Origin of the sequence: Leptospira wolbachii serovar Codice str. CDC (assembly GCF_000332515.2) — a bacterium.
GTDB lineage: Bacteria > Spirochaetota > Leptospiria > Leptospirales > Leptospiraceae > Leptospira_A > Leptospira_A wolbachii.
In genome coordinates, this window is record NZ_AOGZ02000008.1 from 153,579 (window position 1) to 173,057 (window position 19,479).

General features: G+C 34.3%; 17 protein-coding genes. All 17 read left to right on the top strand.

All coding sequences use genetic code 11. The features are described from left to right. Position 1 precedes the first annotated feature (1 nt). The 17 genes from LEP1GSC195_RS02515 to wecB all read left to right on the top strand — a co-directional run bounded on the left by LEP1GSC195_RS02515 (position 2) and on the right by wecB (position 19,460). Entirely contained in the window at positions 2-1,834 is a 1,833-nt protein-coding gene (locus LEP1GSC195_RS02515; protein WP_015680045.1) for a hypothetical protein, read from the top strand. Positions 1,835-1,847: 13 nt separating this feature from the next. Beyond that, complete coding sequence (rfbG, locus tag LEP1GSC195_RS02520) at positions 1,848-2,942, top strand: CDP-glucose 4,6-dehydratase (protein WP_198012763.1); 1,095 nt, start codon at positions 1,848-1,850, stop codon at positions 2,940-2,942. 2 nt (positions 2,943-2,944) lie between these two features. After that, positions 2,945-3,364, top strand: a complete 420-nt coding sequence (locus LEP1GSC195_RS02525) for a dTDP-4-dehydrorhamnose 3,5-epimerase (protein WP_408605914.1) — start codon at positions 2,945-2,947, stop codon at positions 3,362-3,364. Positions 3,365-3,422: 58 nt separating this feature from the next. Next, the gene (locus LEP1GSC195_RS02530) at positions 3,423-4,367 is read left to right on the top strand and encodes an SDR family oxidoreductase (RefSeq protein WP_015679965.1); all 945 of its coding nucleotides are present in this window, start codon (positions 3,423-3,425) and stop codon (positions 4,365-4,367) included. A gap of 18 nt (positions 4,368-4,385) precedes the next feature. Beyond that, positions 4,386-5,282: a glycosyltransferase family 2 protein gene (locus tag LEP1GSC195_RS02535; RefSeq protein ID WP_015679991.1), complete on the top strand. Its 897-nt coding sequence runs from the start codon at positions 4,386-4,388 to the stop codon at positions 5,280-5,282. Between the two features lie 42 nt (positions 5,283-5,324). Continuing rightward, positions 5,325-6,464 carry a glycosyltransferase gene (locus LEP1GSC195_RS02540; protein WP_015680017.1) on the top strand — a complete coding sequence of 380 codons (1,140 nt, stop codon included), beginning with the start codon at positions 5,325-5,327 and terminating at the stop codon, positions 6,462-6,464. A gap of 16 nt (positions 6,465-6,480) precedes the next feature. Continuing rightward, positions 6,481-7,515: a polysaccharide biosynthesis protein gene (locus LEP1GSC195_RS02545; protein WP_015679926.1), complete on the top strand. Its 1,035-nt coding sequence runs from the start codon at positions 6,481-6,483 to the stop codon at positions 7,513-7,515. 116 nt (positions 7,516-7,631) lie between these two features. Continuing rightward, positions 7,632-8,615: an FkbM family methyltransferase gene (locus LEP1GSC195_RS02550; RefSeq protein ID WP_015679874.1), complete on the top strand. Its 984-nt coding sequence runs from the start codon at positions 7,632-7,634 to the stop codon at positions 8,613-8,615. 9 nt (positions 8,616-8,624) lie between these two features. After that, positions 8,625-9,458, top strand: coding sequence for an NAD-dependent epimerase/dehydratase family protein (locus tag LEP1GSC195_RS02555; protein WP_015679810.1), 834 nt, complete (start codon positions 8,625-8,627; stop codon positions 9,456-9,458). Next, positions 9,455-10,393 (top strand): glycosyltransferase family 2 protein, encoded by a 939-nt coding sequence (locus LEP1GSC195_RS02560; RefSeq protein ID WP_015680028.1) that lies wholly within the window; start codon positions 9,455-9,457, stop codon positions 10,391-10,393. Before LEP1GSC195_RS02555 ends, LEP1GSC195_RS02560 begins: the two co-directional genes overlap by 4 nt. Before the next feature lie 59 nt (positions 10,394-10,452). After that, entirely contained in the window at positions 10,453-11,226 is a 774-nt protein-coding gene (rfbF, locus tag LEP1GSC195_RS02565; protein WP_015679951.1) for a glucose-1-phosphate cytidylyltransferase, read from the top strand. Between the two features lie 120 nt (positions 11,227-11,346). Then, entirely contained in the window at positions 11,347-11,916 is a 570-nt protein-coding gene (locus LEP1GSC195_RS02570) for a dTDP-4-dehydrorhamnose 3,5-epimerase family protein (protein WP_015679885.1), read from the top strand. Beyond that, the gene (locus LEP1GSC195_RS02575; protein ID WP_015680088.1) at positions 11,913-13,136 is read left to right on the top strand and encodes a class I SAM-dependent methyltransferase; all 1,224 of its coding nucleotides are present in this window, start codon (positions 11,913-11,915) and stop codon (positions 13,134-13,136) included. Before LEP1GSC195_RS02570 ends, LEP1GSC195_RS02575 begins: the two co-directional genes overlap by 4 nt. 19 nt (positions 13,137-13,155) lie before the next feature. Beyond that, on the top strand, positions 13,156-15,057 hold the full coding sequence (locus LEP1GSC195_RS02580) for a hypothetical protein (RefSeq protein WP_015680072.1): 1,902 nt from the start codon (positions 13,156-13,158) through the stop codon (positions 15,055-15,057). Positions 15,058-15,061: 4 nt separating this feature from the next. Beyond that, positions 15,062-17,005: an acyltransferase family protein gene (locus LEP1GSC195_RS02585; protein ID WP_015680001.1), complete on the top strand. Its 1,944-nt coding sequence runs from the start codon at positions 15,062-15,064 to the stop codon at positions 17,003-17,005. 218 nt (positions 17,006-17,223) lie between these two features. After that, positions 17,224-18,333: a UDP-2-acetamido-2,6-beta-L-arabino-hexul-4-ose reductase gene (gene wbjC, locus LEP1GSC195_RS02590; RefSeq protein WP_015680095.1), complete on the top strand. Its 1,110-nt coding sequence runs from the start codon at positions 17,224-17,226 to the stop codon at positions 18,331-18,333. Further along, on the top strand, positions 18,330-19,460 hold the full coding sequence (gene wecB, locus LEP1GSC195_RS02595) for a non-hydrolyzing UDP-N-acetylglucosamine 2-epimerase (protein WP_015680020.1): 1,131 nt from the start codon (positions 18,330-18,332) through the stop codon (positions 19,458-19,460). Before wbjC ends, wecB begins: the two co-directional genes overlap by 4 nt. Positions 19,461-19,479: the final 19 nt, after the last annotated feature.

Genomic DNA, 19,479 nt, shown 5'->3' on the forward strand with positions numbered 1-19,479 from the left:
TTTGAAAGTAAAAATTCTTCTATATCCTAAGTTTGGTTCAACAAATATCCAAGCACCCTGGCTTTATTTTGGATCTAACATCCAATTTTTCCAAATAGTTCAGTCGCAAACGAACTGGGTGGCACTTTCTCTAGCTGAGAGCATTCAATTTCAAAAAGAATATTTAATTCCGAAAGTTTTAAAGTTTGTTAAAGAACTTGGATTGCTAAATAAAAATTCGTTGTCCTGGGAAATGACCCAACTTGCGGGCAGGAATAACTTAGAGAGTCCTTTTTTTCTATCTGTTGTACAATTATCCGCAATCATTCAATTTATATTAAAGTATAACGTTGAATCTACTAATGAACTCGTCGTTGTTTGTGAGGATTGTTTTTTAGCAAAATCACTTAGCCAGTCACTTAAAGCAAAGAAAGTAAAAGTTGGTTTTCCTTTCTTTGCTTACTTCTTGGATCAGTTGTTTGAAGTTGTATATTCGATTGCCTATTTTTTATTTCAATTAGGTAGACAAGTCAGAAATCAATTCAAGTATTCTTGGCAGGCCAAGTTAACTAGAAATCAAAAGAGAGATTTTTCGAATGATAAAGAAGTATTGTTATTTCACCTTTGTTTAACGGAAAAGAATATACTTTCTGATGGCAAACTGACATGTAATTACTTTACGAGTCTTCTTGATTATTTAGAAAGCAAAGGAAAAAACATTGTAAGGATTCCGTGGCTTTTTTCAGTAAAAAGAATTCCTCTTCAAGTGACATTTGCGAAACTTCGTGAAAGTGGTTCCTGGATTCCAGAAGATTATTTAGGCTTATTTGATTATCTTTCTTCGTTTATGCGTAGTATCTTTTCAAGTTTTAGTTTGTTAAAAAGAACAAAATTTGATGGTTTGAATGTTACTGCCTTACTTGATCGAGAGTTTTGGTTGCATTTTCGGTCTTCGCCAAATTTAAATTCTTTTTATAAATATTACTTTGCACTTAAAGAGTCGTTTCCTAGCGCAAAACTTATACGTTCGTACGATCATTTTGAGAATATGCCTTTTGAGAAGGTGATTCCCTTTTATTTCAGATCGCAAAAAGGTTTGGATTTTTTGCAAATTGGTTATCATCATACTTTAGTATCTAACGATTTTTTTGGTTACCATCTTTTTGACGGGGAAGAATATTATAAACATTTCCCCGACTTTATCATAACAAATGGTTCAATCGATACTTCTAGATACCACCAAAAACCAATTGAAAAGAAACGAATTATTAATGGTCCATCATTACGTCAGAAATTTGCCTCAAAGGAAAGATTGTTACATAAGCGAAAGGAACAACTTGCGATTCTTCTGTCTATGGATATTGGAGCAAGTATTGAAATCCTGACTTATTTATCCAAATTAGACTCCTACTTTGTAGAGAAAGGAATTCAGGTTATCTTAAGAACTCATCCTTTATTGCCATTGGAAGTTTTGGAAAAAAAGTTTGCGAATTTTAAGATTCCTGAACATTGGAAGGTTTCAAAACGAGACTTATATGATGATCTATTCGAGAGTAAGTTTGCTGCAGTAATGGCTTCCGCTAGTATCATTGATGCTGTTCTTGCTGGTTGTATTCCAATACCTGTGAGTCGACTATTAGACTTTGATTGGAATGGACTCGATTTTCTTTCGGATAAACATCGAATACTACATTCAGTTAGCGGCGAAAAATTAAAGGATCATTTTTTATATTTAGATTCTATGAATCCTGTTGAACTAGAGAAAGAAATTAAGTCTGTATTGAATAGTTTGTATACAGGGATTAATACCGACGAGAAAAAATTAAAGGATAAGTTTCTAATTAATATTAATTGAAGAAAACTATATGATAACAAAATCAACATTCAAAGATAAAAAAGTAATTGTTACCGGACACACCGGTTTTAAGGGATCCTGGCTAAGTTTATGGTTGCTGAGCCTAGGGGCTAAGGTCGTAGGCATTTCCGATGTGATTCCAACAAATCCTTCTAATTTTGAAGTTCTAGATATTGCAAAGGACATAACTGATATTCGGTTAGACATTCGTGATGCTGATGCATTGAAAAAAGTCATTCTAAAAGAGAAACCAGATTTTTTATTCCATCTAGCCGCCCAGCCTCTGGTAAGATTATCCTATAAGGATCCACTTTTAACTTATACTTCTAACGTAATTGGCACTGCCAACGTTCTTGAAGCATTGAGAGAATATGACAAACCGTGTAGCGTTGTTATGATCACAAGTGATAAGGCCTATGACAATGTGGAGTGGGTTTGGGGTTATAGAGAAAATGATGCCTTAGGTGGATCTGACCCATACAGTGCTTCCAAAGGCGCAGCTGAACTGGTGATTAAATCCTATATAAAATCTTTTTTCAAAGGAAAAGATTCGAATATAAAAATTGGAGTCGCTCGTGCAGGGAACGTGATTGGTGGGGGGGACTGGGCCCTTGATAGAATTGTTCCGGATGCAGTGACTGCTTGGTCAAGGGGAGAAACTGTCCAACTCAGAAACCCGAATGCAACGAGGCCCTGGCAACATGTTTTAGAACCTCTCGGTGGATATTTGAATTTAGCCATGACATTGGTTTCTGATGATAGAGTGCAGGGAGAGGCTTTTAATTTTGGACCTCCAGCCGAAAATAACCATTCGGTAATCGAATTAGTAAAAGAAATGAGTCTTTATTGGGATAAGGTTAAGTATGAAGACATATCTGAAAGTTATGTGGGACCACATGAAGCAGGACTGTTGAAGCTAAACTGCGATAAGGCTTTGGTTTATCTCCAATGGAAAGCAGTGCTTGGATTTAAAGAGACGGTTCAGTTTACTGCAGAGTGGTATAAAACTTATTATACGAATTCAATTGAAATCTTAAAGACTACCATTGCACAAATTCAGCAATACCAAGATATTGCAAAAATCAGGGGATTGGAGTGGGCTCAGTGATTTTGACAAATATTGAAGTTACACCATTAAAAAATATTCAAACGGCCGGTGGTAATGTTATGCATGGCTTAAGGAGCTCAGATAAGAGCTTTTCTGGATTTGGTGAAGCATACTTTTCATGGGTCGATGCCGGCGCAATAAAGGCTTGGAAACGCCATAACAAAATGATTATGAATCTGATCGTTCCAGTGGGCGATGTTAAATTTGTTTTCTATGATTCCCATTCCGACCAGTTTCTTGTTCATGTTATCGGAGAGAGCAATTACAGTCGAATTACGGTTCCAACAGGGATTTGGTTTGGGTTTCAGGGTTTAGGCACTACAAAAAATTTGGTGTTAGATATTGCTAGTATCGAGCATGATCCATTAGAAACCGATAGATTAGATCTTACGGAGATCAAGTATAATTGGACGGAAATGTGAATCATTGTTTTTTTGATTTCGATTTAATTTGTTTAACTTCTGTTATGGAAAATAAAATTTGAGCAGCATACTAATTACGGGTGGATTCGGTCTATTGGGAGGACGAATTGCACGACATCTATCAGCGAATGGTAGCCAGGTAATTTTAGGATCGAGATTCAAAAAAGAAGTTCCTGATTGGCTTGAAACCGCAGAAGTACAACAAATGAATTGGAATGACTTAAGTCAGTTGAGTGCAATTTGTGATAATGTTGATATCATCGTTCATTCTGCTGGGATGAGTGCTGAAGAATGTGCAGAAAATCCTTTAGCAGCATTTGAATTTAATACATTGGGAACCATGAAGCTCATTGAAGCTTCTAAAAAGTCAAAAAAGGTTAAAAAGTTCATTTACCTTTCAACAGTTCATGTTTATAAAAGTCCTCTTGAGGGTTTGATATCTGAAGAGACTTGCCCTAATAATCTACACCCTTATGCATCTTCCCATCGGTCTGCTGAATTCGGTGTGTTGTATGCAAATTCTGCGAAAGTCTTTCGTGGATATAATCTGAGGCTATCCAATGGATTTGGAGCTCCGACTCATCCTGATGTCAAATGTTGGAAACTTCTAGTGAATGATCTTTGCCGACAAGCCGTTGAAAATGGTGTAATAAAATTAAATTCCACTGGAATTCAAAAGAGAGATTTTATTCCGATAAAAAATATCACTTCTATCATCGGAAAATTAGTATTGAAAGAGAATGATGGTGCTTCCGGGCTACTAAATGTTGGTTCTGGTACTGGCATGACTATTTTAGAAATGTCACACCAGATTCAGAAGCGTTGTCATGTTTTGTTTGGATATACACCTGAATTAAAAGTACCAAAGTCAGAAATTAATGAAACAGAAAAAGTTTTTGAATATAGTATTGATCGATTAAGAAGTTTAAGCTTAGCCGAATTTTGCAATATCGACGAAGAATTGGATGAACTATTACTTTTTTGTAAAAAAAACTTTGGTTGAGTAAAATAGGATACAACTATGTCTGATGATCAACCTTTAGTTTCCATTGTTGTTCCGACTTATAATAACGGACATTTGATTTATCGGGCAATTGACTCAATTATTAGCCAGACATTTAAAAATTGGGAGATAATAATTATTGATAACTATTCAACGGACAATACCATCTCTTTGGTTGAAGAGTATCGTGGAATCTGTAATATCAAGTTCTTTCAAATACATAATGGCGGTGTCATAGCAAAATCGAGAAATCTCGGAATTCAAAATTCTTCGGGTGATTATATTGCCTTTCTCGATTCAGATGACTGGTGGTTACCTACAAAACTTGAAAAATCGATAAATTATTTGAAATCCGGTAGTGATATAGTTTATCATGATCTTCGTTTGTTCGGGAAGAATGGTGAATTTGTTTTCTTTAATAAAGCAAAGACAAGAAATCTAAAAAAGCCTGTAAGTCACGATCTTATTTTCAATGGGAATGGGATCAATAACTCTAGCGTTGTCGTGAGAAAATCTATCCTTGAACGAGTTGGATTTCTTTCGGAGGAAGCTGATTTATTTGCTTGGGAAGATTTCGATTATTGGATCCGAATTTCAAAAATAACCGAAAACTTTGGAAGGATACCTGAATGTTTGGGTTTCTATTGGGTTGGTGGAGGCAATGTATCCAATCCGAAAAGAACTATAAAGATTCTCGAAATGATCAAATCAAAATTTAGTTCGGAGTATGGTTCGTTTTATGGCAAATTCAATAAATATCCAAGTTGGATTGAATATAACATGCTAGTTGCGAAAATTGAATTAGAAGAGCTGACCTTTTTGGATCTTGTTAAAAGTTTTAAATTAATAACTTTTGATTTTAAACTAAAGATTGGAATCAAATTTTTACTAGATTTAATTACTGGAAAATCCTGATAGCCCGATTCAGATTTTAAAAAGCTCAAATCATCAGATTAAATGAAACTCGCAATTGAAGCCTCGAATATTGTTGATGGTGGTGGTCTTAATCATTTAAGGGAGCTGTTAGATAAACCAGATCTTCCGTCGAATGAGATTACGCAAATAATCATTTGGTCGAGTCAGAAGACCCTTGATTCGATTCCTGATTCATCAGAAATCATAAAGAAGACAAATTCCTGGCTTAATTCTGGAAAACTGAAAAGATTTGTTTGGCAAATATTATGGTCAAACGGAGAATTCCGAAAAAATTCAATCGATTTGGTATTTGTCCCCGGGGGAATTTATTTAGGTAGTTATGCGATTCCAGTAATCTCCATGAGCCAGAATATGCTTTTGTACGAATGGCGAGAAATGGCTCGGTATGGGTTTTCGGGTGGATTCTTTCGGTTGTTTTTTTTATTTTTTTTGCAGTCCTATACTTTCAGAAAATCAGCATCCGTTTTGTTTTTAACGAATTATGCAAAAGATACTATCACTAGAAAACTAAAATTGGACCCTTCAAAATCGGCAGTGATTCCACATGGAATTAATGAAAGATTTTCGGTGAATCATCTACGAAACAAGAGATCGATTAAGACAGGGGATTGTATCCATTTACTGTATGTTTCTTTTATTGGAATGTACAAACACCAATGGAAAGTTATCGAAGCTGTTGCTTACGCCCGAGACATGGGTTACGATTTGAAACTGACCTTGGTAGGAAAAGTGGTAGATAAAAAAGCAGGTCTTCTTTTGCAGTCTGCCATATCGAAATTTGACCCTGATAATAAATTTGTTATCCATAAGATAAATGTCGACTATGATATGGTCCATAGGGAATACAAGGATGCGGATATTTTTATCTATGCTTCCTCTTGTGAGAATATGCCAATGATTCTTATGGAGGCGATGAGATCTTCTCTACCGATAATTAGTTCGAATTTTGGACCCATGCCTGAGATTCTGGCTGATGCAGGAGAATATTTCGATCCGACTAATGCTAAGGACTTGGCAAAAAAAATAGATTCGATTGTAAAGAATCAGAATAGGTTGTGTGAAATGGCGGATATGGCCTATCAGAAATCTCTGCCGTTTACTTGGAAAAATACGCAAAAGCTTACGTTCTCATATTTTAAGAAAGTTTATAAAGAATTTTAACAAAGAGGATTTCCGTTTGTTTAATAATAAGACATTACTAATTACAGGGGGGACTGGTTCTTTCGGGAAAGCAGTTCTTAATCGTTTTTTAAGTTCTGATATCAAAGAGATCCGAATTTTTAGCCGAGACGAAAAAAAACAAGATGACCTTCGCAAAAAATACAACAATCCGAAAATTAAGTTTTTTTTGGGTGATGTACGCGATGCATCATCGCTAACAGGTGCCTTCTCTGGCGTGGATTATATTTTTCATGCGGCAGCATTAAAACAAGTTCCTTCTTGTGAATTTTTCCCAATGGAAGCTTTCAAGACAAATGTTATTGGAACGGAAAATGTTTTGCAGGTAGCTTACGATTTGGGTGTCAAAAAGGTAATTTGTCTAAGTACTGACAAAGCTGTTTACCCTATCAATGCCATGGGAATATCCAAAGCAATGATGGAAAAGGTGATGGTTGCAAAAACTAGAAATTTTGATGAATCGCGTATGATTGTTTGTGGTACTCGCTACGGTAATGTGATGGCGTCACGCGGTTCTGTAATTCCACTTTTTATTGAACAACTTCTGAAGAAACAAGCATTTACTATTACAGATCCCAATATGACTCGTTTTATGATGACCTTGGATGATGCCGTAGAACTCGTATTATATGCCTTTGAAAACGGAAATAATGGTGATATTTTTGTTCAAAAATCGCCTGCTGCAACAATTGAAATTTTGGCAAAAGCAATATTGGAACTTTTTAATAAACAAGACCATCAAATTAAAATCATTGGAACTAGACATGGTGAGAAGTTGTACGAAACTCTATTGAGTAGGGAAGAAATAACTTCAGCTGAAGATCGTGGTGACTATTTCAGAATTCCACCTGATTTAAGAGATTTGAATTATGACAAATTTGTCGAACAAGGTGAAGGCAAAATTTCAATCACTGAGGATTACAATTCTCATAATACGAATCGATTGAATTTGGATGAAATGAAAGCACTGTTACTAAAACTATCGTTCATTAGAGACATTCTTGCAGGAAAAGAAGCTGAAACTTGGGACTGATATCTCTTTGTAGAAATGTTTTGAAGAAATATATTTTTTATACACTCAATGGCAATGGCGAAAACAAATAAGGAATTAAGAAACTATGGATAAGTTAAGGGAAAGTTTAAAACTAATTGGAAACAAACCTGAATTACAAAGGTGTAGGAAGTGTGAGAGACGATGTAACAAAATATCTTGTGGACGCACTTTTTGAAAAAGATGACTTTAAAGTTAAAGCTACTAAGGATGGAATTAAATTTAAGTTTCCGGTTGGGGTAGGGTCTAAAGTTTCCCGAGAGTTTTTACTTTCAACACCGGAAATCCCTGAATTTGCCTGGGAGCCGCAGACGACCAGGTTACTTTTACATTTAGCAAAAAATTCGAAAAATGTAATTGTAGGCGGAGCTTATTTCGGTGATCAAAGTATCCCTATTGCTAAATTGATTGAAAAAAACAATGGAGTGGTTCATGCATTTGACTTGAACGAAATGCAATGTAATACTTTGCAAGAAAATGCAAGTCTGAACCATTTGAAGAATATTAAGTCTGTTCATAGTGGATTATGGAATGATTCAAATACATATTTAAATCTTTCAGACACTGATGACTTGGCCTTTGCTACTCCTTCTTCAGATATTAATAAATCGAATACAATTACTATTGATGAATATGTAGAGAAAAACTCATTAGGCTCTGTTGATTTGATTATGTTGGATATTGAAGGATCTGAGTTTAATGTTTTACTTGGTGCCAAGAAACAATTAGGTCGCCCAGTAGAGGATAGCCCAAATATTATTTTTGAAATTCATAGTAGCTATGTAAATTGGGACAAGGGACTAGAAGAGACCGAAATTGTTAAATATTTGAGATCTATCGGGTATGAGATGTTTTCTATAAGAGATTTTCAAGGAAATTACGACTTATCAAATAAGAAGATTGAATTGATTCCACTTATTTCTACAGTTCTGGAAGGACCTAAACATGGATTCAATATTGTAGCTGTAAAAAATAAGGAATTGCTGCAAGATGATATGTTTCGGTATTGTGAAAATGTTAGTCCTAAGTATATTGTTCATAAATCACCGGCTTTGCACCATCCTATCGACGGACTAAAGTAATATTTATTTATGATTACTCTTCTTGGGGCGACGGGGTTTGTTGGATCAGAAATTCAGCAAACTCTAGATAGTCGAAAAATTCCATCTTATGTACCAGCAAGAAATGATAAATTAATTGGGAAAGAGCTTGGAGATATAATTTACTGTATTGGGCTAACTTCCGATTTTCGATCGCGTCCGCACGATACTGTTACTGCACATGTTTCTTACTTAAACGATTTGATTAGAGAAAATGAGTTTAATTCGCTAACTTATTTGTCTTCAACCCGTGTCTATATCCACAATGAATCCACTTTGGAAGATTCTCCAATTTCAATAGATCCAAAGGATCCTTTTGATTTGTTTAATACCTCAAAACTTACTGGAGAGCTTCTTGCTCTTAACAGTGGTCGGAAAAATATTAAAATTGCCAGATTGTCTAATGTATATGGACCAGACTTTAGCTCCGACAATTTTCTAACATCGATTATTCGTGATGCAATAGTAAAAAAGAAAATAGAGTTTCGTACAACTCCTGATTCCTCCAAAGATTATATTAGTATTACGGATGTAGTCGAAATTCTAATTCAACTTGCTAAATTGAATAAAACTGGAATTTATAATGTTGCGTTTGGCTCCAATCTAACAAATGAAGAAATCTCAAGTAAAATTGCAAGTTTAACTGGTTGTTCGATTCAAACTGATCAGGATGCAACTAAGATTGTTTTTCCTGAAATTTCAATTTCTAAAATTATAGAAGATATTGCTTATAAGCCGAAAAAGAATTTGGTCAATGAACTTGAATCTTTGATAGAGAATTTCAAAATGCACTTTGGGAATGAATCCAAAACTGAGGAAAAATGAAAAAAAAGTTAATTAGTGTAGTGACACCTTGTTTTAATGAAGAAGCAAATATTGAAGAGTTGTATTTGAGAGTAAAGGATGTATTTGCAAAATTAAATAAATACGATTACGAACATATATTTATAGATAATGATTCTAAGGATAATACTGTATCCATTCTTAAAGAAATCGCGAAAGCTGATAAACGTGTAAAAATTGTTTTAAATAGTCGAAATTTTGGGGTTGTTCGATCCTCTTTTTATGGTTTGTTGCAGGGCCGTGGAGATGCTACAATTTTAATCTTTGCTGATTTGCAAGAACCACCATCTTTATTGATAGACTTTTTGGAAAAATGGGAAGAAGGAAATTTTGTAGTACAGGGTGTAAAGAAACGAAGTGAAGAAGGTTTCGTTCTCTTTAATATTAAGAAGTTCTATTATTTTATTATTAATAAAATTTCTGAGGTAGAGTTGATTAGAGATGCTAGTTGTTTTAGTTTATACGACAAACGGGTCATTGAAGAGTTTCGCAAAATTGATGATATATACCCTTACTTAAAAGGGTTAGTCTCTGAATTAGGTTTTAAAACAGCTATTGTTGAGTATCATCAAGCTGCTCGAAAAAAGGGAGTAAGTGCTACTAAGTTGTACATAGCATACGATTTTGCGATGTTAGGAATCACAAGTCACTCAAAAGTGCCATTAAGGCTCGCCACAATATTAGGTTTCTTTATGTCAATAATGAGCCTAATCCTTGCTTTTAGTTTTTTTATAGGGAAAATTTTCTTTTGGAATCTGTTCCCCGTCGGGATTGCTTCTATCATTGTTGGTATGTTTTTCTTCTCTTCTATTCAGCTTTTTTTTATCGGAATTATAGGTGAATATATCGGTTTGATGAATATGCGTATGTTGAAACGACCATTGGTTATTGAAAAAGATCGGATCAATTTCAAATAACATTTGTCAAAAAGATTTTATAGAAATTTATTACAGTTTACTTCGGAAAATAGGTTCTAATGAAAGCAATTATATTAGCAGGTGGTCTCGGCACACGATTAAGTGAAGAGACAAATTTGAAACCAAAGCCAATGGTCGAAATTGGCGGCAGACCCATCCTTTGGCATATTATGAAGTTGTATTCATACTATGGGATTAACGACTTTATTATTTGTTGTGGTTACAAAGGATATGTAATCAAAGAATACTTTGCAAATTATTTTTTACATATGTCTGATATTACTTTTGACATTCGAAATAATTCGATGGAAGTACATCAGAGGTATGCGGAACCATGGAAAGTGACTCTTGTAGATACTGGTGAAGAAACGCAAACGGGTGGCCGACTGAAGAGAGTAAAAGATTTTGTTAAAGATGATGAAGCATTTTGTTTTACTTATGGTGATGGTGTAGCTGATATAAATATAAAGGATACTATTGACTTTCACTTTTCACATCAGAAGATGGCGACCGTTTCATCGGTTCAACCTCCTGGTCGATTTGGGTCCTTAGCTTTGGAAGGACATTTCGTAAAAGGATTCACTGAAAAACCTAAAGGTGATGGAGCTTGGATTAATGGTGGTTTTTTTGTACTATCGCCCAAGGTCTTTGAATACATTGATAGAGACTCTACAAGTTGGGAGCAGGAACCATTAATGAAACTAGCAAAGGAAAATGAATTAGCGGCATTTTTTCATTCTGGCTTTTGGCAAGCGATGGACACACTTCGCGATCGATATCATTTAGAGGAATTGTGGAAATCAGGTAAGGCACCTTGGAAAAAGTGGGATTAAATAGTCCTAAACTTTGTTAAGTCGATATTTTTTCTTTCCTTTTGAAAAAGGAAGTCTATTGATACAATTCAATATAAAAATATTGTTTAATCCCTCTATTTCAAAATATGAGCTGCCTTCGTGAACCAGAAAAAGTTTATTATACATGAAACTCCTATTTCTGAGTTATTTTGGATTACTCGCACATTAATTGAAGACAATCGCGGTAGTTTTTCTCGATTGTTTTGTAGTGAGGAACTTAAAAGTGTCGGTTTTGATTTGCCAATTGCCCAAGTAAATATTACCAAGACCGAAAAAAAGGGAATAATTCGAGGATTGCATTTTCAACTACCTCCATACTCGGAACATAAGATAATTTATTGTTTAAAAGGTGAGGTGTTTGACATTGCGTTAGATTTACGCCGCAGTTCACCTACGTTTTTAAAATATCATTCAATTATTCTCAGTGAAAGTGAGAATAATGCATATTCAATCCCTCAAGGTTTTGCGCATGGATTTCAATCCTTGACTGATGACGTAGAGATGGTTTATTTCCACTCGCACCCATATAGGAAGCAATTTGAGACGGGTGTAAATCCATTTGATCCTATGGTAAATGTTAAGTGGCCCTTACCTGTAACCGGAATTTCTGAACGAGATAGATCATTCTTATTATTAGACAATAATTATACTGGAGTAAAAATTAAATGAAATGTAGGCACTGTTCCGCTGAATTACAAAAAAGTTTCTTGGACCTGGATTTTTCTCCACCATCAAATGCATATCTAACTAAAGAAGATTTAAACAAGCCGGAAATGCACTATCCCCTTCGTGTTTTAATGTGTGATAGTTGTAAATTGGTCCAAACTGAGGACTATACTGATAAAGATTTATTGTTTAGTTCAGATTATGCTTATTTTTCAAGTACATCAACTAGCTGGCTTAAACATGCGGAGTTATTTGTGAATAAGGTGATTGATCGATTTTCCTTATCAAAAGAGTCATTTGTAATAGAAGTAGCGTCTAACGATGGTTATTTGCTTAGAAATTTTGTTAAACATAGTATTCCCTGTTTAGGAATTGAGCCAACTGTAAGCACCGCTGAAATATCAATAAGTTTGGGGATTCCAAACCTTCTAGAATTTCTTTCTGAAAATGTTGCGCTGAATTTATCGAATCAAGGGAAAAAAGCAGATTTAATTATTGGGAACAATGTTTACGCCCATGTGCCAAATATAAATGATTTTACAAAGTCTTTGAAGATTCTTTTGAAGCCAAACGGAGTTATTTCTTTAGAATTTCCTCATTTATTGAACTTAGTGAAGTTTTCTCAATTTGACACAATTTATCACGAACATTTTTCTTATCTTTCTCTTCGTTCTGTCGAAACTATTTTTAATTCGGTTGGATTGAAAGTATTTGACGTAGAAGAGTTAGAAACTCACGGAGGAAGTCTAAGAGTTTTTGGCACCCACCTTGAAAATAATATCGATATATCTGAGAACGTTAAAGCGGTATTGCAGAAAGAAATTGATTTTAACCTTTTTGATGATAAGACTATTGAGGATTTGGGAGACAGAGTTAATAAAATAAAATATGATTTCCTTGATTTCTTGTTAGAACAGAAAATTAAAGGAAAAAAAGTGATAGGTTATGGGGCGCCTGCTAAAGCAAATACTTTACTGAACTTTTTCGGAATAAAAAGGGACTTAATACCATTTGTTTGTGACGCTTCTAAATCAAAGCAAAATAAATTCCTTCCTGGAAGCCATATACCAGTTTTTCATCCTGACCAAATTAAACATTTTAAACCCGATTATATTATTATATTTCCTTGGAATTTACAAATAGAAATTGAAAGTTTACTCCAATATACAAAAGAGTGGGGTTGTAAGTTGATCGTTTTGCTTCCTGAATTTCGCATTATATGAGCATATTTGAATATTTAAAATGACTAAATTAGCAGAAAACATATACACAGTAGTATGGGCATTCCCCTTGGTAAGTTTACCATTTTTGATATTGGCTTGTTACGACCAACAGTTTTATCATGTTGATTTAATTTTCAAAATTTCTTTACATAATCTTGGTTTTACAATTCTAGTTTCTTTTTTCTATAGGAAATCAGGAGTTTTCGGAACCGCTGTAATTTTACCTTTGCTATTAATTGCTAGTTTTAGTTTTAACAAATTACAGATCTTAAATTTAGTTTATTTTTTACTAACACTCGGATTATTGTTTTATGAAATTCCCTTTTTATTAAGAAGAATAAATTGGTACAAATTTGCTGATATCCTTGTCGTTTCCTCGCTGCTTATTCTATTGTTAGTTCCCTTTTTTAGTAATGTTTATTCTCAACCAGATTCTTTAAATCGGCTATACAATTCAAATCTTAATAATGACACCTTGTATCATTTATCTATGTCTGCAATTTGGAAGAATTATCACGTAGTGAGCCATGGTTTGCATGGATTGGGTGAATTGAAATACCACTTTGGTTCCCACCTTTTTTTAGCAGGCAGTAGCTCTCTATTGGACATTTCATCTCTGGAATCTTATTCACACTTCTTTGGTTTCTTTGTAATTCCAGTGCTATTTCTCTCCATTCTTTGTCTTTCCGAAGAATTATTTCCATCTACTACTAGAACAAAATTTTATTGGAAATTATTGTTATTGGCCACTTTAATTCTTGGATCGGGGGTATTGGTTTCAGGAAGTTTATTAGATAGATATCGTTTAGACGCTAGTTATTATCAATCTGAAAGTTATTCGATTTCGCTTATTTTTTTTCTGTGTTTCATTTCTATGCTAGTTCAACCTTCGAAATCTAGATTTAAAGTAAGATTTTTATTGATTATACTAGCTTTATCGTTTCTTACGGTCACCAAGGTTTCTTCTGGTTTTTTTGGTTTGTCAACATTGGCATTTTGGATTTTTTTTTTAGAGGAGAGAAAAAGCGAAACTAAAAAAAAGTATTATTGGCTTTTTTTCTTTATTACCGCAGTTACATTGCTAGTTATTGTTAGATTTATAAATCCTACTAATGGTGATGGTGGTTTTTCCCCCTTTCATTATATAAATACTTATGTTACTTCTGATCTTCCGTTAGCAATTAAACTTTTTATTTTTTTAATAATACATTTTCTTTTCCCAAATTTAGTTGTTTTGATTTATTTTTTTCTCAAAGTTAGAACACCGTATGCATTGATTATTCCTGATTGGATTTTATTTAATGTTATATTTTCAATTCTTATTGGGATTGCAGTTACTTTAACATTGCAAATTCATGGTGGTTCAGCCTATTATGTATCGAATGTTTCTATGTTTATTGCACTACCGATCTTAATTTCTCTCCCAGTGTTTTTTGCGAGATACTGGAATATTGGATTGCAATTTGTTTCATTTGGAATAGTCCTTTTACTTTTAGTCTTCTATGCTCCAGAAGTTCTATCTAATGGTTTGAGAAATTTTCGTCATGAAATTAGTAAGCCTCTGACACTCAATGTGAAAATCGGCCATTACATTGAAGAACTAAATAATATTAGAAAAGATAAAAGCACTTTGCGAAGCTTAATTTATATACCACGTTATGAGGTAGATTTTTGGAAATCTACGATCGATTGCAGGAGTCATGGCTTTCTAATTACGGGAATATCGGAACGTCCCGCAATTTATAGTTGGCCTTCTTATGAATGCTACCCATTGTTATGTAGTGAGAGATTTGAATCAAATGGTCTTTGTGGAAAATCAGAAGAAATATTTAGTGAAAATGAGATATTAGAGGAATCACTGAAATTAGGTTTTTCTGAAGTATTAGTAATAACATCACGCGGGATAAGAAAGATAAAATAGGTATATGAAATTTTCAGTCAAAACAGAAAAGTTTTACAGGAAAGATATTGATGGTTTGCGAGCCGTAGCCATCCTCCTTGTGGTTTTTTACCATCTGTTCCCCGATACTATCAGAGGGGGCTTTGTTGGTGTCGATATTTTTTTTGTTATTTCTGGATATATTATAACAACGAACATACTATCTGATTTGGAAATAGGAAAATTTTCATATAGTGTTTTTCTATTTAAACGGATTCGCAGACTATATCCTGCACTTCTGTTAGTTTTAGGTTTAGGTTATACATTTGGTCTAATATTTCTTATGCCAAAAGAGTTTGCTGGTTTAGCTAAACACATTGTGAGTTCATTGGCATTTGTTCAAAATTTTATCCTTTGGAGAGAAGTCGGTTATTTTGATGATCTACCGCAATTAAAGCCGCTGTTGCATTTGTGGTCTTTGTCAATTGAAGAGCAGTTTTATATAATCTGGCCTTTGTTATTGATTTTTATTCATCGTCAAAAAAAAGCTAGGATACCAATCTTAACAGTTTTCCTTTTTTTATCCTTCATGATGAATATTGCTTCTGTGGGTGTTAATCAAGATTTTGCATTTTACTGGCCATTTACTAGATTTTGGGAAATTTTAAGTGGGTGTTTATTGGCGATATTGCATAAGGAGGAAAAGATTGTCTGGGATGGAAAGGCACTTTCAATAGTTATGTCTGGCATAGGATTTCTGATGATTCTTTTTGCAGGTTTTTCTTTTTCTAGGTTTACTCAATTTCCTGGTTTTGCTGCGGTTCTTCCTGTTTTTGGAGCCTCGTTAGTAATTTTTTTTCATGAGAATGGTTTTAACCGACAAATTCTTTCTTTTAAAGTTTTTACGTTTCTTGGTTTAATCAGCTATCCTCTGTATCTTTGGCATTGGATACTAATCTCTTTTGATTATTATTATTTCGGTCAGTTCAATCTATTATCTAATAAGTTTATCCTACTAATATTGAGTATATTGTTGGGTTTTATAACTTTCCGATTTGTTGAAACTCCTATACGAAAAAGCAAAAATTTTCCTTTTGTCTCTAAGCGCCTTCTTGGTATTTCATTTCTGTTAGTCATACTTGCATTTATAACATTTAAGTTGAAGGGGTTCCCGCTTTTGAAAGAAAGGGAGCTTCCGAGTGAGGCAAGATCATTACTTGATCCTGAATTTGGCGGAAATCTTGCTGCAAATTGGAGGGAGCACTCATGTTTTCTTTATAAAGAAGATAGGTTCGAGCGTTTTGAACGATCTTGTGGTAATGAGGGTGGGAATGTCAATGTAATGCTTTGGGGTGACTCACATGCAGCTGCATTATATACTGGATTTAAAGCAATTCAGAGCAAAAATAGAACTTTTGGGTTATGGCAATATACTACAAGTCTCTGTCCTCCAATATTAGATTTTGACTATGAGATGAATCAAAATTGTCGAATTAACAATGCTTTTGTCTTTAACCGTTTATCCAATCATAAACCTGATATCTTGATATTGCAGGCCTCATGGGATTGGGGAAGATACGAAGTTAAGAGAAATATAAAATATCTAGAAAAAACATTTGTGAAATTAAACTCTAAGAAAATCCCTCGGGTAATTTTATTTGGTCAGTCACCTACTTGGATGCGTAAACTTCCCACCAATATTGTTACTTATCACAAAGTTTTTGGAAGGTTGCCAAGTTCATATACAAGTTTTGGTTTGTTCCAAATAGAGGAGACAAGACTTTTGGAAGAAGAATTAAAAAAGACTGCAATAAAATACAATATTGAGTTTATATCGATGATAGATATATTGTGCCCAAATAATGAATGTTTACTTTATGTCGGAGATTCCGTTCAAAATGTAACAAGTTTGGATCAAGGACATCTATCTGACCTAGGTGCAAGTTACGTGGTTCAAGCTGCTGAAAAGAAGATCTTTCCTGGCAATTAAATCAAATGGTTAGTTCATCGCAATACGACTGAAGGACCAGTCCCCGTATAGCTGTATTTCTTTCAGTGTTGTCTCTTTTGTTTTTTGATTGGAAAAAGAATGCTTTCCCCGAGATATAAAAAAAGTATGCCTGAAAGCCACCATTCCCATTGTTACAATAGCTCGAAAAATATCTTTGTTTCATATTATAGTTTCATGTCTTTAGGATTAGCAATTAAATGAAAATACTCATTACCGGAGCCGATGGATTTATTGCCCGCAATCTTAAAATCCATATTTCTGAAAATAAAAATCATGAAGTGCTTTTGCATACTAGAAATTCGACGGACAATGAGTTATCTACTTTCTTAAAAGATGCTGATTTTATCTTTCATTTAGCAGGTGTAAATCGACCCATTTCAGAGGACCAATTTTTTATTGGCAATGCAGATTTAACCAAACAAATAATCTTGCGTTTACAGGAGTTAGGTAAAAAAACTCCCATTGCATTTTCCTCTTCGATTCAGGCTTCGCTTGAGAATCCTTACGGAAGATCCAAAAAACAAGGTGAAGACATTATAATAGACTACGGTAACAACACTGGAGCTCCCATTTTTATCTACAGACTACCTAACGTATTTGGAAAATTCTCAAAGCCGAATTATAATTCTGCTATTGCAACATTTTGTTACAATATCTCTAGGTCATTGCCAATTGTCGTCAATGATGCATCTCGAGAGATGAATCTATGTTATGTTGATGATTTGATTGCAATTTTTTTGAGTACCTTGGAAGGTAAATTTCAGGCTGGATTTGTTAATGTTGAACCAACTTATACAATTTCACTTGGCGAACTTGTAAATTTAATTACTGGTTTTAGAGATAATCGGGATAAACTGTTTATTGAAAATGTTGGTCATGGTTTAATAAGAGCTCTTTATTCTACCTATATAAGTTTTCTCCCAATCAGTTCCTGTAGTTATTCGATACCGAAATATGAAGATCCTAGAGGATCTTTTGTTGAGATGTTGAAAACAAAAGAATCGGGACAAATGTCCTTTTTTACGGCACTTCCTGGTGTGACTCGAGGAAGACATTACCATCATTCTAAAACAGAAAAATTTTTGATCATTAGAGGGAAGGCTCTGTTTCGATTCCAACACTTAATCACAAAAGAATACTTTGAGTTAGAAGTGAATGACCAGGAGCCAACGATAGTAGATACGATTCCTGGTTGGACTCATGATATAACAAATATCGGAGATAGCGAACTAATAGTAATGCTTTGGGCCAATGAAGTTTTTAATAGAGAACTACCTGATACTATTTCAGCAGATATAACAAAATGAAAAAATTAAAAGTTTTTACTGTGATAGGCACAAGGCCTGAGATCATCAGACTTTCAAGAGTGCTTCATGCCTTGGACGAAGCCTGTGACCACAAAATCGTTCACACGGGACAAAATTACGATTTTGAACTTAATGAGATTTTTTTTCAAGATTTAGGGATCAGAAAACCTGATTATTTTTTGGAAGCAGCAGGTGGTACGGGAGCAGAGACAATTGGAAAAATCATCATTCGTTTTGATGAATTATTGTCAAAAGACATTCCTGATGCAATCCTTGTTCTTGGTGATACCAATAGTTGTCTTTCTGTGATTCCGGCAAAGAGAAGAAAAATTCCAATCTTTCACATGGAAGCCGGAAATAGATGTTTTGATTTACGTGTGCCAGAGGAGATTAATAGAAGGATCGTTGATCATACTTCAGATATTAACCTGACGTATAGTTCGATTGCCAGAGAATACTTGTTACGGGAAGGTTTACCGCCAGATCAAGTAATCAAAACCGGCAGCCCGATGTTTGAAGTTTTGCATCATTATATGTCAGGAATTCAATCCTCGAAGATATTGGAGCAGCTTCAGTTAAAAAGCAAAGAATACTTTTTAGTATCTGCTCATAGGGAAGAAAATATTGATTCTGAACAAAACTTTCGTTCACTAACAGATACGCTGAACACCATAGCAGAAAAGTATAATCTACCTGTAATTGTATCTACTCATCCAAGAACCCAGAAAAAAATCGATCTACTGAAAATCAATTTCCACAAAAATATTAAACTGCTAAAGCCACTAGGTTTTATGGATTATAATAAATTGCAGATCGAGTCGAAAGCTGTCCTCTCCGATAGTGGAACCATCACGGAAGAGTCCTCAATTCTGAAATTTTCAGCTTTAAATATTCGAGAGGCTCACGAAAGACCGGAAGGAATGGAAGAGGCAACGGTAATGATGGTTGGTCTGAATCAAGATCGTATTTTACAAACGCTTGCGTTCTTAGACCAACAAGGGATTGAATTTTTGGAAAATTCTAGATTAGTTGAAGATTATTCTATGCCAAATGTTTCCGCAAAAGTGGTTCGAATTATTTTTAGTTATACAGATTATATAAATCGAATTGTTTGGAAGCGATATTAAATTATTCCGTTATTTGACC

What these genes read in the sequence shown, in the direction of transcription:
- LEP1GSC195_RS02555 (WP_015679810.1), top strand. Translation starts at nt 8,625, where the DNA reads ATGATTACTCTTCTTGGGGCGACGGGGTTTGTTGGATCAGAAATTCAG.
- LEP1GSC195_RS02560 (WP_015680028.1), top strand. Translation starts at nt 9,455, where the DNA reads ATGAAAAAAAAGTTAATTAGTGTAGTGACACCTTGTTTTAATGAAGAA.
- LEP1GSC195_RS02540 (WP_015680017.1), top strand. Translation starts at nt 5,325, where the DNA reads ATGAAACTCGCAATTGAAGCCTCGAATATTGTTGATGGTGGTGGTCTT.
- LEP1GSC195_RS02580 (WP_015680072.1), top strand. Translation starts at nt 13,156, where the DNA reads ATGACTAAATTAGCAGAAAACATATACACAGTAGTATGGGCATTCCCC.
- LEP1GSC195_RS02585 (WP_015680001.1), top strand. Translation starts at nt 15,062, where the DNA reads ATGAAATTTTCAGTCAAAACAGAAAAGTTTTACAGGAAAGATATTGAT.
- wecB (WP_015680020.1), top strand. Translation starts at nt 18,330, where the DNA reads ATGAAAAAATTAAAAGTTTTTACTGTGATAGGCACAAGGCCTGAGATC.
- rfbF (WP_015679951.1), top strand. Translation starts at nt 10,453, where the DNA reads ATGAAAGCAATTATATTAGCAGGTGGTCTCGGCACACGATTAAGTGAA.
- LEP1GSC195_RS02575 (WP_015680088.1), top strand. Translation starts at nt 11,913, where the DNA reads ATGAAATGTAGGCACTGTTCCGCTGAATTACAAAAAAGTTTCTTGGAC.
- wbjC (WP_015680095.1), top strand. Translation starts at nt 17,224, where the DNA reads ATGAAAATACTCATTACCGGAGCCGATGGATTTATTGCCCGCAATCTT.
- LEP1GSC195_RS02535 (WP_015679991.1), top strand. Translation starts at nt 4,386, where the DNA reads ATGTCTGATGATCAACCTTTAGTTTCCATTGTTGTTCCGACTTATAAT.